At 68.1% G+C, this 14214-nt stretch carries 7 protein-coding genes; 3 read left to right on the forward strand and 4 right to left on the reverse strand.

Annotation, left to right across the window (positions count from 1 at the left end; translation table 11 throughout):
* Positions 1-52 precede the first annotated feature (52 nt).
* Genes ABIA71_RS12695 through ABIA71_RS12705 form a run of 3 tightly spaced genes read right to left on the reverse strand, consistent with a single transcriptional unit; the run spans position 53 to position 5456 of the window.
* Entirely contained in the window at positions 53-1768 is a 1716-nt protein-coding gene (locus ABIA71_RS12695; protein WP_354285528.1) for an alpha-amylase family glycosyl hydrolase, read from the reverse strand.
* Entirely contained in the window at positions 1768-3255 is a 1488-nt protein-coding gene (locus tag ABIA71_RS12700) for an MFS transporter (RefSeq protein WP_354285530.1), read from the reverse strand. The genes ABIA71_RS12695 and ABIA71_RS12700 overlap by 1 nt, the downstream gene beginning before the upstream one ends.
* Positions 3252-5456, reverse strand: a complete 2205-nt coding sequence (locus ABIA71_RS12705) for an alpha-L-rhamnosidase-related protein (RefSeq protein ID WP_354285532.1) — start codon at positions 5454-5456, stop codon at positions 3252-3254. The genes ABIA71_RS12700 and ABIA71_RS12705 overlap by 4 nt, the downstream gene beginning before the upstream one ends.
* Positions 5457-5730: 274 nt before the next feature.
* Here ABIA71_RS12705 and ABIA71_RS12710 point away from each other — a divergent pair, with 274 nt between their 5' ends.
* Both ABIA71_RS12710 and ABIA71_RS12715 read left to right on the forward strand, forming a co-directional pair.
* Positions 5731-7800, forward strand: a complete 2070-nt coding sequence (locus ABIA71_RS12710; protein WP_502961241.1) for a glycoside hydrolase family 97 protein — start codon at positions 5731-5733, stop codon at positions 7798-7800.
* Positions 7801-8059: 259 nt separating this feature from the next.
* Positions 8060-10819, forward strand: a complete 2760-nt coding sequence (locus ABIA71_RS12715; RefSeq protein WP_354285534.1) for a TonB-dependent receptor — start codon at positions 8060-8062, stop codon at positions 10817-10819.
* A gap of 473 nt (positions 10820-11292) precedes the next feature.
* On the opposite strand, the gene ABIA71_RS12720 is transcribed toward ABIA71_RS12715, so the two are convergent.
* Positions 11293-12906 carry an alpha-glucosidase gene (locus ABIA71_RS12720; RefSeq protein ID WP_354285535.1) on the reverse strand — a complete coding sequence of 538 codons (1614 nt, stop codon included), beginning with the start codon at positions 12904-12906 and terminating at the stop codon, positions 11293-11295.
* A gap of 306 nt (positions 12907-13212) precedes the next feature.
* Here ABIA71_RS12720 and ABIA71_RS12725 point away from each other — a divergent pair, with 306 nt between their 5' ends.
* Positions 13213-14211 (forward strand): polyprenyl synthetase family protein, encoded by a 999-nt coding sequence (locus tag ABIA71_RS12725; RefSeq protein ID WP_038689871.1) that lies wholly within the window; start codon positions 13213-13215, stop codon positions 14209-14211.
* Positions 14212-14214 lie beyond the last annotated feature (3 nt).

Below are 14214 nucleotides of genomic sequence, written 5' to 3' on the forward strand. Positions count from 1 at the left end.
TCACGACTGCGCCCCGATGTCCCGGAAGCCGGCCAGCGGCCGGCACTACCGGTCAGCGGGCCAGGCGCGCGCTGCGCGCCTGCTGGTCGGCCACGGCCCGCTGCAGTTCGGCCTGCAGGTCCGGCTGCTTCACCGGGGCGTCCAGCACAAACACCTTGACCCCATGTGCCGGCACCTCAACCTTCAGACTGCCGCGCACCTGCTGGCTACCCCCGTCCAACGCATCGCGCCACTGGCCCGGCTGCAGGTAGCGGCGGACCTCCATGCTACGCGCGGCGTCGCCCTTGTTGAGCAGCACCAGCGCGGTCTGGGTGGTGTCGCCGTGCTGGAGCACGCGGAAGAACACCGCTTCGTCACCCTGCAGGCGCTCATTGACCTGCAGGCCGCGCTGCAGCGCCGGGATCGCCTCGCGCAGGGTGGCGATGCGCTGCAGCGGGCCGAAGATCGGGCTCTGCGGCGCGGCATCCACGCGCGGCTGGCCGAAGTAGGCGCGGTTGCCGGCGTGCTCGGCGCGGCTGCGCATGAAGCCGGTTTCCGAGCCGTAGTACAGCACCGGAATGCCGCGCGCGGTGAACAGCCAGTTGTGCGCGTCGATGAAACCGGCGTCGGTAGCATCCAGGCGCGCCATGTCGTGGTTGTCGTAGAAGCTCATCAACTCATACGGGTTGGCGTACGGACCGCCCACCAGGTGCAGCGGTTCGGCCAGCGTCTCGAAGCCCTTCTGCTCCGTGCCGAACACCGACGACAGCGCGCCGCGCAGCGGGAAATCCAGCACGCTGACGTTGGCATTGGCCGGCCAGGTGTGCTCGGCGATCTTGCCGGCGTCGTAGTCGAACGCCTCGCCGAACATGAACATGCCCGGGTGCGCGGCGCGGATGCGGCCCACGAATTCGTGCCACCACGGGTGCGGCAGCCAGCCGATGGTGTCGATGCGCAGTGCGTCCACGCCCTGCGCGGTCCACTGCAGGTAGGCGCCCACCAGGTAGTCCATCACCGCCGGGTTGTGCTCGTTGAAGTCGGACAGCTCGGCCAGGTTGCCGTCGAAGATCGAGCCGTGCTTGCCGTCGACCGGGCCGATGCTGTTGTAGAACGCATGCAGCCGGTTGTGCGTCGGATCGAGCTGCTGCGGCGGCAGGTTCTGGTGGTCGGCGATCAGGGTGCCGTCCTTGTCGAAGATCTGGCCGAACTGCGGCTGGCGCGTCGGCATGGTCCAGGCCGGCGACCCGTGGTTGCCCACGATGTCCAGCACCACCTTCAGCTTGGCCGCGTGCAGGCCGCGGGTGAGCCCGGCGAAGTCCAGGTCGGCGCTGGGCAGGTGCTCGTCCAGCGTGTAGAAATCGACGCCCCAGTAGCCGTGGTAGCCGGTCTTGCCGCGGTCGGTCAGGGTGCTGGTGCAACTGATCGGCTTGCTGCCGGTGAACGCCTCGTCGGGGTTGTCCACGATCGGGGTGATCCACACGGCGCCGAAGCCCAGTTTGCGGATGTAGTCGGCATTGTCCAGCACGCCCTTGAAGTCGCCGCCGAGGTAGCCGATGTTGCCGTCCACTTTGTCCGGGCACGGCACCGGGATGTCGAAGGTGCGGTGCTTGCCGCCCTGGTCGCGGTGGTCGTTGGACGGATCCCCGTTGACGAAACGATCGGTCACCACGAAGTACACCGCATCGCTGGCGAACGGCTCGGTGGTACCGATGTAGTCCGGGCGTGGCCCGGCCACGGCCTGGCCGGCGGAGAGAACAAGCAGGACAGCAACAGACAACGCACCACGCATCACACCACCTCCGGACGGGACGGAACCCGCAGCACGCACAGACCGGCCACCAGCAGGCTGCAGCCGCCCAGCACCAGCACATGCATGGGCTGGCCACCCAGCCAGGCACGCAGGGCGAAGCCGAGCGCGCTGGCAGCCACCAGCTGCGGGATCACGATGAAGAAATTGAAAATGCCCATGTACACGCCCATCTTGGCCGCCGGCACGCTGTCCGACAGCAGTGCGTACGGCAGCGACAGGATCGAGGCCCAGGCGAAGCCCACGCCGACCATCGACAGCAACAGCCAGCGCGGATCGTCGACGAACATCATCGAGATCAGCCCCGCACCGCCCAGCCACAGGTTGAGTAGATGGCTCCAGCGCAGCCCCAGCGCGCGCACCATCGGCGGAATCAGTAGCGCTGCCAGCGCCGCGAAGCCGTTATAGGCCCCGAACAGCACGCCTACCCAGTTGGCGCCTTCGTTATAGGCCGCCGACTCGGTCTCGGTCGCACCGAAGTGGACGCCGGCCACCGCGCGGGTGGTGAAGATCCACATCGCAAACAGCGCGAACCACGAGAAGAACTGCACCCAGGCCAGCCGCCGCATGGTGGTCGGCATGGTGCGCAGGTCGCCCACGATCTGCGCCAGCATATGGGTGCCGGGGAGCACCCGCGCCAGGCCCAGCAGCACGCCGTAGGCGGCACACAGGCCGGCCAGCACGTACAGCATCTTGTCGCCCTGGCGCCAGGCGATCAGCCCGGCCAGTACCACGCCCACCCCCAACCACAGCGCCGCCTGGTGCCAGGGTGCTGGCCCGCGTAAGGCGGCAGCGGTCTGGTGCGCGGGCGGCTCGGCATCGGCGAACCCGGCCAGTTCGGCCGGCGCGTACTCGCGGGTGCTGAACACCGTCCAGCAGATCGCCGCGAGCAGCACCACCGCGCCCACGTAGAACGCATAGCGCACGGTGTCGGGCACCTGCCCTGCCCCGGCGGTGTTGGCCACGCCGAAGTGCGCCAGCACGAAGGGCAGGAAGCTGGCGACGATCGCGCCGATGCCGATGAAGAAACTCTGCATGGCGTAGCCGGTGGGCCGTTGGCGTGGCGCCAACTGGTCGCCGACGAAGGCACGGAACGGTTCCATCGACACATTGATGGATGCGTCCAGCACCCACAGCGTGCCGGCGGCGATCCACAGCGTGGGCGAGTTGGGCATCACCAGCAGTGCCAGCGTGGTCAGCACCGCGCCAATCATGAAGTAAGGGCGACGCCTGCCCCAGCGGGTCCAGGTGCGGTCGGACCAGTAGCCGATCACCGGCTGCACCAGCAACCCGGTCAGCGGCGCGGCGATCCACAGCCCGGGCACGGCATCCATCGGCGCACCGAGGGTTTCGAAAATGCGGCTGGCATTGGCGTTCTGCAGCGCGAACCCGAACTGGATGCCCATGAAGCCGAAGCACATGTTCCAGATCTGCCAGAACGACAGCGTGGGCTTGTCGGGGCGGCTCATCGTGCATCCCCGTCGGTGGCGGCAATCGGCGCGATCAGCAGCGCACTGACCGTGGCCTGGTTGAGCACGCCGTCGCGCCCGCCCTTGCCGCCGTTGTAAGTGGCAAAGTGCGCCAATGCGCTCATATTGAAGCCCTCTTCCAGCGTGAAGCGACAGCGCCCGCCGGGCAGGTCGAATTCGGCGGCGGTGGAATCCTGCGGACCCACGCTGTGCGGCATCACCACGCTGGCACGCTGCGCCGGCTGGCCCGGGCACTGCACCACCAGCTGTTTCACCGCAGCGGTCACGCCGGTGTTGATCGGCCCATTGGGGTTGTCATAGCGCAGGCGTACGTGCACCCGGGTGGGGTTAGTGGAAGTCCAGTTCCACGTGGTGGCACCGCGCAGACGCTGCTGCGGCCCGATGCAGGTCGTCGGGCTGTGCAGCGATTCAAGCGCGCCCTCGCGGCGGGTAAAGCTCAGACAGTGCTGGTAGCCATCGTCGGTGAGCAGCAGCGGCGAGGCAGAGGTTACCGGGCGACCGTCGCGCCACAGCACGTGGTTGGCCGGAATCGGAATCGACCACGCCGTGCCGCGCGCGGTGGGTGTCGGTGCGGCGGGCGTGGCAGGGGCGTAGGCGGTTGCAGAGCCCGGAGCCGCCGGGCGTGGTGCGGCTCTCCCTGGGGCGGGTGCCTGGGCCATCAACTGCACGGTGACGGTGTTGCCCTGGCGCACGACCGTCTTTGCCACCAGCAGGTCGCCGTCCAGCGTGCGCGGGCGCGTGAGGATGTAGCGGCGCTGCCCGTCGTCCAGTTCGATGCTGCGGCGCGTGCCGAACAGCTGTGGCACCAGCGCGGTCGGCAGTTTGGGGGCGACCGTGCCGTCGGCCTCCACGCCGAACACGCCTTCCAGCACCATCGACAGGTAGCCGGCCACCGACCACAGCTGGCGCGGCGAATTGACCACCGGGCCACTCAAGGCGCCCTCGTCGACATGCACGGCCAGGCGGCGCATCTCGTAGTTTTCCATGTTGGAACCGGCCAGCGCGCTGCCGCGCATCAGTGAGTCGATCTCCAGTTGGATACGGGCGGCATCGTCCAGCCGGCGCGCGGCGCGCAGCGAATACGCACTGACGAACGGCCAGACCGCGCGGTTGTGGTAGATCGGCTGCTGCGCTTCCTGCGGCCACACCACCGGGCTGCCGCCCTCCACCGCCGGGTAGGCGGCCAGCGCGCGGCGGGCGCGGTCGGCCGGGAACACGTCGGCCAGCACGCCCAGCGAGAGCGCCAGCAGGTCGTACTTGGCATAAGGCACTGGATGCGCGGCTTCGCCGATGTAGCTCATGTACAGGCCGGCATCTTCGCGCCAGAAGCGCGCGTCGATCTGCGTGGCCAACGCGTCGGCCCAGCCGGCGTACGCGCTGGCGCGGGCGTCGCCGCGGGCGCGCGCCAGCTGCTCGGCCAGGCGCAGCGCCTGGTAGTGCAGTACGTTGGTGGACAACGCGAACGAATCGCCGATGAAGCGGACATCCTGGCGGGTCCAGTCCGGGTAGGTCTGTTCGCGCCAGTCCAGGAACGAGGTCTCGCCGCGGTACAGGCCGATGTTCGCATCGAACACCGCTGCGCGGTCCTGCGCCAGCGTGGCCTGCAGCGCCTGCCAGGTCTGCTCGGCGAACGCCGGGTCATCCAGCAGGTGGCGTGCAGCCAGGAACCACACCACCCGGTCGCTGCTGATCGGCCAGCTGCCGCCGGAGCCGGTGTCCTGGGCCACGAACAGCCCCGGGGTGTGCCCGTCGCGCGCGGGCGACAGCTTGAACTGCAGCGACTGCCGAGTGCGTTGTGGGTCCAGCCGGGCCAGCGCCAGGTCGGCCGCGAAGCTGACATCGCGGGTCCACACGTAAGGCCAGCGCTCGCCGGTCTGGAAGCAGTCGCACGGCACCGGGTTGCCCTGGTTGAACGCCGGGTCGCGGATCGCATCCACGCGGTCGGCGTCCATTTCCTGCTGGGCGAGCGCGAACAGGGCATCGAACAGCACGCTGTCGGTGCGGCTGCGCATCGGCTGGGCGGCAATGGCCACCGTCTGGCCGGCGGCCTGCAGGCGGAAGCCACCCTCGGCGGCCGTATCGGCGCGCGCGGTGCGGCCGTCGAAGGTCAGGTCCGCCGCGGTTGCGGTCGAACCCAGCGCCAGCCCAAGGGCAGCGGTCAGGCAGATCATCTTCAGCATCGAAGCGGCTACCTGGCTTGCGCCCGGCGCCTCCCTCCCTCTTTGCACGCGTTGTGGTTACGCAACGCACGGTGCCGGCCAAGGTCGGCACCTCCCGGTCAGTCCACCGGTGCGGCGTTGCGCGCGCGGCCCCCTCCCAGGGTGCCTGGCTCCATGGTAGACGGCAGGCTCCGGTGCGCGCCGCCTTGCATACGTATTCATGGCGCAGCGGCGGGACGACCGGGACGGCGTGGCTATAGTCCGAGCCAGACAACGGCCGCCTTGGGAGGGGAAAATGCCGACGAAACACCCGCATTCACCGCGTGGATCACGCACCACCACCGGATTGCCCTGGTGGGCTGCCGCACTGTGTCTGCTGGCCTTCGGCGCGGCCGCCGAACCGGTCACGGTGGCCAGCGTAGCGTCGCCGGGCAACGTGCTGCGGGTGTCGGTGCAGCTGGATGGCGGCACCCCCAGCTACCAGGTGGAACGCTTCGGCGACACGGTGGTGGCGCCGTCGCGGCTGGGCTTCCAGCTGCGCGACGGTCGGCTCGACCGCGACCTGGAGGTGCTCGGCCAGCACACGCGTACGTTTGATGAGACCTGGGAACAGCCCTGGGGCGAGCGCCGCCGGGTACGCAACCACTACAACGAAGTGGTGGTGCAGCTGGGCGAGCGCAGCGGGGCCAAGCGCCGCTTCGAGGTGGTGTTCCGTGCTTTCGATGACGGGGTGGGCTTCCGCTACCGCTTCCCCACGCAGCCCGGCCTGCGCGAGGCGATCATTGACGACGAACTGACCGAATTTGCGATCGCCCCGTCCGCCACCGCCTGGTGGATTCCGGCCGGCGAGCCGATCCACTACGAATACCTGTACCAGCGCACGCCGCTGGACCAGGTGCCGTTGGTGCATACCCCGATCACCCTGCGCAGCAAGGACGGCCTGCACATCGCCATCCATGAGGCCGCCCTGGTCGACTATGCGGGCATGTGGCTGCGCCGCACCGACGGCCAGCGCCTGCGCGCGCAGCTGTCGCCGTCGGCCGAAGGCTGGAAGGTACGCCGCAGCCTGCCCTTCGATACCCCGTGGCGCACCCTGCAGATCAGCGACCGCGCCGGTGGGCTGGTGGAATCGGACCTGATCCTCAATCTCAACGAACCCAACGCGCTGGGCGATGTGAGCTGGGTGAAGCCGTCCAAGTACCTAGGGGTGTGGTGGTCGATGCACCTGGACCACGAAAGCTGGGCCACCGGCCCCCGGCATGCGGCCACCACGGCCAAGACGAAGAAGGTGATCGACTTCGCCGCCGCGCACGGCTTCCGTGGCGTGCTGGTGGAAGGCTGGAACCCGGGCTGGGACGGCAACTGGGTGGGCAACGGCTACGACTTCGATTTCACCCGGCCCACGCCCGACTTCGATATCGAGGCGTTGTCGGCCTACGGCGCCAGGAAGGGCGTGCACCTGATCGGCCACCATGAAACCGGCTGCGCCATCGAGCATTACGAAAACCAGCTGGACGCCGCGCTGGACCTGTACGCGCGGCTGGGCGTGGATGCGTTCAAGAGCGGCTATGTCTGCGACGACGGCCAGGTGGACCGGCGCAACCCGGCCGGCGGCCCGCTGTGGCGCGAGTGGCACGACGGCCAGTTCATGGCCCGCCACCACCTGAAGGTGGTGCAGGAAGCGGCCAAACGCCACATCGCGGTGAACCCGCACGAGCCGATCAAGGACACCGGGCTGCGTCGCACCTACCCCAACTGGATCTCGCGCGAAGGTGCACGCGGCATGGAATACAACGCCTGGGGGCAGCCGCCGAACCCACCCGAGCACGAGGTCAACCTGGTGTTCACGCGCATGCTGGCCGGGCCGATGGACTACACCCCCGGCATCCTCAGCCTGAAGGGGCGCGGTGGCCAGGCCATTCCCAGCACGCTGGTGCGGCAGCTGGCGCTGTACGTGGCGATCTACAGCCCGATCCAGATGGCCGCCGACCTGCCCGAACACTATCTGCAGCACCGCGCGGCGTTCCGCTTCATCGAGGACGTGGCGGTGGATTGGGAGGACAGCCGCGTGCTCAACGGCGAAGTGGGCGACTACGTGACGATCGTGCGCAAGGACCGCAACAGCCGCGACTGGTTCCTGGGCAGCATCACCGACGAACACGGCCGCGTGCTGCCGGTATCGCTGGGCTTCCTGGACCCGGGCGTGCGCTACCGCGCCGAGATCTACCGTGACGGCGACGGTGCGGATTTCCGCAGCAACCCGTTCGCGTTCGTGCGCGAAACCCGCGAGGTCACCAGCGCCGATGCACTGACGCTGGTGCTTGCGCCGGGCGGCGGCCAGGCGATCCGCTTCACCCCGCTGTAGACCTGATCAGACGTCTCGACGTAGCCCATGACGGGTATCCACGGTTTGCATGGCAAACCGTGGCGCGGCAGCGCGAATGCGATGACGCACCTGTAACCGATTCCAACGCTGCAAATGCCATTGAATACGTATGCAGGGTGGTTCCCGCAGCCGACCCGCTGCCTACCATAGCCACGCAGTCAACGGCCACCGCGCCGTGACGCTCCCGGGTCTCCGGGCAACCAAAAAATCGATTGGCAACATTGCCTGGGAGGGGAAAATGTTGAACCGCAAGCGCAGCGCGCTGAGTATCGCGCTGGCCGTCGCCCTGACGCCGTTGATGGCGTCGGCGCAGACCGCCGAACCCACGACCGCCACCCCGCCGAGCGGGACAGCGGCCACCAACCTGGACACCGTGCAGGTCACCGGCATCCGCCGCGGCATCGAGAACGCCATTGCGATCAAGCAGGACGCCACCTCGGTGGTCGAGGCGATCTCGGCCGAAGACATCGGCAAGCTGCCCGACGTGAGCATCGGCGAATCCATCTCGCGCCTGCCCGGCCTGGCCGCCCAGCGCGTGGCCGGCCGCGCCCAGGTGATCAGCGTGCGGGGTCTGTCGCCCGACTTCGCCACCACCCTGCTCAACGGGCGTGAAGTGGTCAGCACCGGCGACAACCGCAGCGTCGAGTTCGACCAGTACCCCTCGGAACTGGTCAACGGCGTGGTGGTGTACAAGACCCCCGACGCGGCGCTGGTCGGCCAGGGCCTGTCGGGCACCATCGACATGCAGACCGCGCGCCCGCTGAGCTTCGCCGAGCGCGTGATCGCCATCAGCGGTCGCTACCAGAAGAGTTCGCTGGGCAAGGCGGCCAACGTAGACCCCTACGGCAACCGTTTCAGCGCCAGCTACATCGACCAGTTCATGGACAACACCTGGGGTGTTGCGATCGGCTACGCGCACAGCGACATGCCGATCCAGGAAAACCAGGTGGGCCTGTACGAGCCGTGGACCACCGAGCAGACCGACCAGGGCAACCGCCCCGGGCTGGCCCCGGGCACGGTGTTCTCCGACGGCATCAAGGCGCTGCGCCGCACCGGCAATACCAAGCGCGACGGCGTGATGGCCACCGTGCAGTTCCGCCCGTCCAACGTGTGGACCAGCACGCTGGATGCGTTCCATACCGAAGCCGAGCAGATCGACACCGCCAACCAGTTCGAGCTCAATCTCAGCAACTACAACGGCAATTACACGCCGGGCCTGCTGATCAGCAACCCGCAGGTCAATGCCGATGGCACCTTCACCGGCGGCGTGGCCAGCGGCGTGTATCCGCTGGTGCGCGGCATGTACAACAAGCGCAAGGACAAGATCGACGCGTTTGGCTGGAACAACGAGTTCAACTTCGAATCGGTCAAGGTGGTGGCGGACGTCAACTACTCCAAGGCGACCCGCGACGAGCTGAACCTGGAGAGCAACCTGCAGCTCACGCCGATGCCGCAGCTGGATACGGTGGGCGTGGTGGTCAACCCGAACGGGTTCTCGCAGATCACCCCGGGCCTGAACTACTCCAACCCCGATGCGCTGTTCCTGACCAACACCATCTACGGCTCGGGCTACGGCAAAGTGCCGCAGGTGGAAGACCGCCTGAAGGCCGCCCGCCTGCAGGCGACCTTCGCGCTGCCCGAGGCGCTGAAGTGGTTCGCCGACGTGGACGTGGGCGTCAACTACGCCGACCGCCGCAAGGACAAGACCCAGGCCGAGGGCAACATCCTGCTCGGCGACCAGGGCGATGCGAGTATCGCCGGCGACCTGCAGTACCGCCCGGTCAACCTGGGCTTCGCCGGGCTGGGCTACATTCCGGCCTGGAACGTGCCCGGCGCGGTGGACCGCTACATGGTGTTCAACCCGGTCACCAACCTGGACTACCTGATTCCCAAGGCGTGGACGGTGCAGGAAAAGACCAGCACCGCCTGGGTGCGCGCCAACATCAACACCGACATCGGCGAAGTGGGCGTACGCGGCAACATCGGCGTGCAGATGGTGCGCACCGACCAGAGTTCGCAGTCCAACTACTTCGACCGGTCGCGTCCGGTCGGCCAGGAAGTGCTGCCGATCGATGCGGGCAAGACCTACACCGACTGGCTGCCGAGCTTGAACCTGGTGTTCATGTTCCCGCACCAGCAGACGCTGCGCTTCGCCGCGGCCAAGCAGGTGGCACGCCCGCGCGTGGACCAGATGCGTGCCGGCCTGGAGTTCGGCGTGGATACGGCCACCGGCAAGCCGGGCGGCAGCGGCGGCAACCCGCTGCTGGATCCGTGGCGCGCCAATGCACTGGACCTGTCGTATGAAAAGTACTTCGGCGAGAAGGCCTACGTTGCGGCGGCGATCTTCTACAAGGACCTGAAGTCGTACGTGTACACGCAGTCGCGCGACGACTACGATTTCAGCGACCTGCTGGCCAGCTACGTGATTCCGCCGGGCATGACCGCCCCGCTGCTGACCACCGGCACGTTCTCCTCGCCGGAAAACGGCAAGGGCGGCAAGCTGAAGGGGCTGGAGCTGACGGCGTCGTTCCCGCTGGACATGTTCACCGACAGCCTGCGCGGCTTCGGCGTGCAGGCCAGCGCGACGTTCAATGACAGCAACATCCAGATCCTGGACCCGGAAAGCGCGTCCAGCGTGGGCAGCGATCCGATCAGCCTACCGGGGCTGTCCAAGCGGGTGTACAACTTCACGGCGTACTACGAGCGCAGTGGGTTCGAGGCCCGCGTGAGCCAGCGCCGGCGGTCGGACTTCATTGGCGAGATCGGCAACTTCAACGGCAACCGCACGCTGCGCTACGTGGTGGGCGAGAACGTGACCGACGCGCAGATCAGCTACACCTTCGCCGACGACAGCAGCCTGCACGGGCTGACGTTGCTGCTGCAGGGAAGCAACCTGACCAATGAGCCGTACCGCACCTATGCCGGCACCAAGGACCGCCCGCTGGAGTACATCGAGTGGGGCCGCACCTACATGCTGGGCGTGAACTACAGGTTCTGATCCTGCGGTAGCCGCACCAACAGAAACCCCGCTGCTTCGGCAGCGGGGTTTTTTTTGTGCGATGAACGGTAGTGGCGGTCGGTGGGTCGGGCGCTGGGCCCCCATGCCCTTTCCGGCGAATGTCCTCCGGCGTCGGCCTGCGGCCGCCGCCTCCCCCTTTACTTCGCCTCCAAGGGCATGGGGGCCCAGCGCCCGACCCACCGACAGCACCAGAAAAGCCTGGCGCCCCCTGCTTGCCGGAAGCCGAGCCCCGTAGCGGCCGGTAGGCCCCTGGGCAAAGTAAAGGAGGAGGCCGCCGCGCGGCCGGGGGACATTTGCGCCAGGGGCCTACCGGCCGCTACGGGGCCCCTTCGGATCGCGACGCGCCCGAAAGGCGACACCACCGCATGCACATTGCCCTTGGATCTGGGAGAGGACACAAAAAAAGGGCGAGGCCACAAAGCCCCGCCCTCTCAATACCACCGGAAATCGAATCAGCCCAGGCGCGCGCAATACATCGACTGCGCCGGCAACACCAAGGTGCCGCCGTCGGCATGGCCCACGTCCGGGCCCGGCACGTGCATCGGCTGCCAGCTGCCGGCGGGCAGCGCCACGCGCGCGGTGTCGGCCGCCAGGTTGAACGCCAGCAGCAGCGTCTCCCCCGCATGCCGGCGCGCGAACATCAGCACCGGCTCGGCCGTGTGCAGGAATTCGATGTCGCCCACCAGCAGCGTCGGCATCGTCTTTCGCCACGCCAGGAACTGGCGGAACGCGTTCAACACCGAGTGCGGGTCATGCTCCTGCACCGCCACCGCCGCGGCGCGGTGCTCGGCCGGAATCGGCAGCCACGGCTCACCGCTGGTGAACCCCGCCAGCGGCGCATCGATCCACGGCATCGGCGTGCGGCAGCCGTCGCGGCCCTTGAAGTTCGGCCAGAAGGTGATGCCGTAGGGGTCCTGCAGCGCCTCGAACGGCACGTCCGCCTCGCCCAGGCCCAGTTCCTCGCCCTGGTACAGGCAGATCGAGCCACGCAGCGAACACAGCAGCGCCACCAGCATCCGCGCCAGCCGCGGCTGCGCCGGATGACCGCCCCAACGGGTCACCGCGCGCTCCACGTCGTGGTTGGAGATCGCCCAGCACGGCCAGCCTTCGGTCATCGTCGCTTCCAGCCGCGACACGGTGTCGCGGATGTAGCCGGCGCTGAAATCCTTCACCAGCAGCTCGAAGCTGTAGCCCATGTGCAGCCGGCCCGGCGCGGTGTACTCGGCGGTGGTGGCCAGCGAGTCCTCGGCGGAGATCTCGCCCAGGCTCACCGTCCCCGGGTACGCGTCCAGCAGCGCGCGCAGGCGCTCGATGAAGCCGATGTTCTCCGGCTGGGTGTTGTTGTAGTAGTGGTACTGGTAGGCGTACGGATTGTCCGCGCTGAACCCCCGGCCCACGCGCTTTTCCAGCGGCTTGGCCGGGTTGTCGCGCAGTTGCGCGTCGTGGAAGCAAAAGTTGATCGAGTCCAGGCGGAACCCGTCCACGCCGCGGTCCAGCCAGAAGCGCACGTAGTCCAGCGTGGCCTGCTGCACCGCCGGGTTGTGGAAATCCAGGTCCGGCTGGTCGGCCAGGAAGTTGTGCAGGAAGTACTGCTCCCGGCGCGGTTCCCATTGCCAGGCCACCCCGCCGAAGATCGACATCCAGTTGTTGGGCGGCGTGCCATCCTCGCGCGGGTCGGCCCACACGTACCAATCCGCCTTCGGGTTGGTGCGGTCCTGGCGGCTCTCGCGGAACCAGGCATGGTCGATCGAGGTGTGGCTGAACACCTGGTCGATCATCACCTTCAGGCCCAGCGCATGCGCCTTGGCCAGCAGCCGGTCGAAATCGGCCAGCGTGCCGAACAGCGGGTCCACGTCGCGATGGTCGGCGATGTCGTAGCCGAAATCGGCCATCGGCGAGGTGAAGAACGGCGACACCCAGATGGCGTCCACGCCCAGCGCGGCCACGTACTCCAGCCGGTCGATGATGCCGGGCAGGTCACCTACCCCGTCGCCGTTGGCGTCGAGGAAACTGCGCGGGTAGATCTGGTAGATGACGGCACCGCGCCACCATGGAGTCTGCGACATCGAGGGCCCCCCTCCGGGCTTCCATGCACCCGCCGAACGGGGTGCCAAAACGAACCCGACAAGCTTAGCCCTGCACCTTCGGCGATGGCGCTGCATGCATACGTATTCACGTCACGCGCCCCGCTGGTCCGCGCCGGACCGGCCCGCGGAACCACCGGCCGCCGAGGTCATGGGCGGGCGCACCCGGTGTCCTTCCGGCGCGCCCGCTGGCCACCTGCCCGCCGGCCGGCGGGTCGTGGCCGGCCTTCGCGGGCGAAACACGACGGCACCGCCTATAATTAAGGTCAAGCCTGAAAGTCAGACCGCATGACCATCACCGAAGACACCCGCCCCGCGCTGGGCCTGCCCCAGATCCAGACGCTCGCCGCGACCGACATGGCCGCCGTCGATGCGCTGATTCGCCGCCGACTGTCCTCGGATGTCGTGCTGATCAACCAGATCGCCGACCACATCATCTCCGCCGGCGGCAAGCGCCTGCGGCCGATGCTGGTCATGCTGGCCGGCCACGCGGTGGGCCAGGCCGGCCCCGAGCACCACCAGCTGGCGGCGATCATCGAGTTCATCCACACCTCGACCCTGCTGCACGACGACGTGGTGGACGAATCCAACCTGCGCCGCGGCCGCAGTACCGCCAATGCCCTGTGGGGCAACGCGCCGAGCGTGCTGGTGGGCGACTTCCTGTACTCGCGCAGCTTCCAGCTGATGGTCGAACTGGACCGCATGCCGGTCATGCGGATCCTGGCCGACACCACCAACCGCATCGCCGAAGGCGAGGTGCTGCAGTTGCTGCACGTGCATAACCCCGATACCGACGAAGCGGCCTACCTCCGGGTGATCGAGCGCAAGACCGCCGTGCTGTTCGCGGCCGGCACCCGCCTGGGCGCGCTGGCCAGCGGTGTCGATGAAGCCACCCAGCAGGCGCTGTACGACTACGGCATGGCGCTGGGCTATGCCTTCCAGATTGCCGATGACGTGCTGGATTACTCGGCCAACGCCGACGAGCTGGGCAAGAACCTGGGCGACGACCTGGCCGAAGGCAAGGCCACGCTGCCGCTGATCCACGCCATGGCGCACACCGATGCGACCACCCGCGAGCGCCTGCGCGCGATCGTGCAGAACGGCGATGCCGATGCCATGCCCGAAGTGCTGGCCGCCATCCATGCCACCGGCGGCCTGGAATACAGCCGCGCCCGCGCCGTGGAATACGCCGATGCCGCCGAGCGCGCGCTCGACGGCCTGGCCGACAACGATGCCGTGGCCGCCCTGCGCGGGCTTGCCCGTTACGCGGTACAGCGGTCGCATTGACAG

Source organism: Stenotrophomonas sp. 2619 (assembly GCF_040548725.1).
GTDB classification, from domain to species: Bacteria; Pseudomonadota; Gammaproteobacteria; order Xanthomonadales; family Xanthomonadaceae; genus Stenotrophomonas; species Stenotrophomonas maltophilia_AP.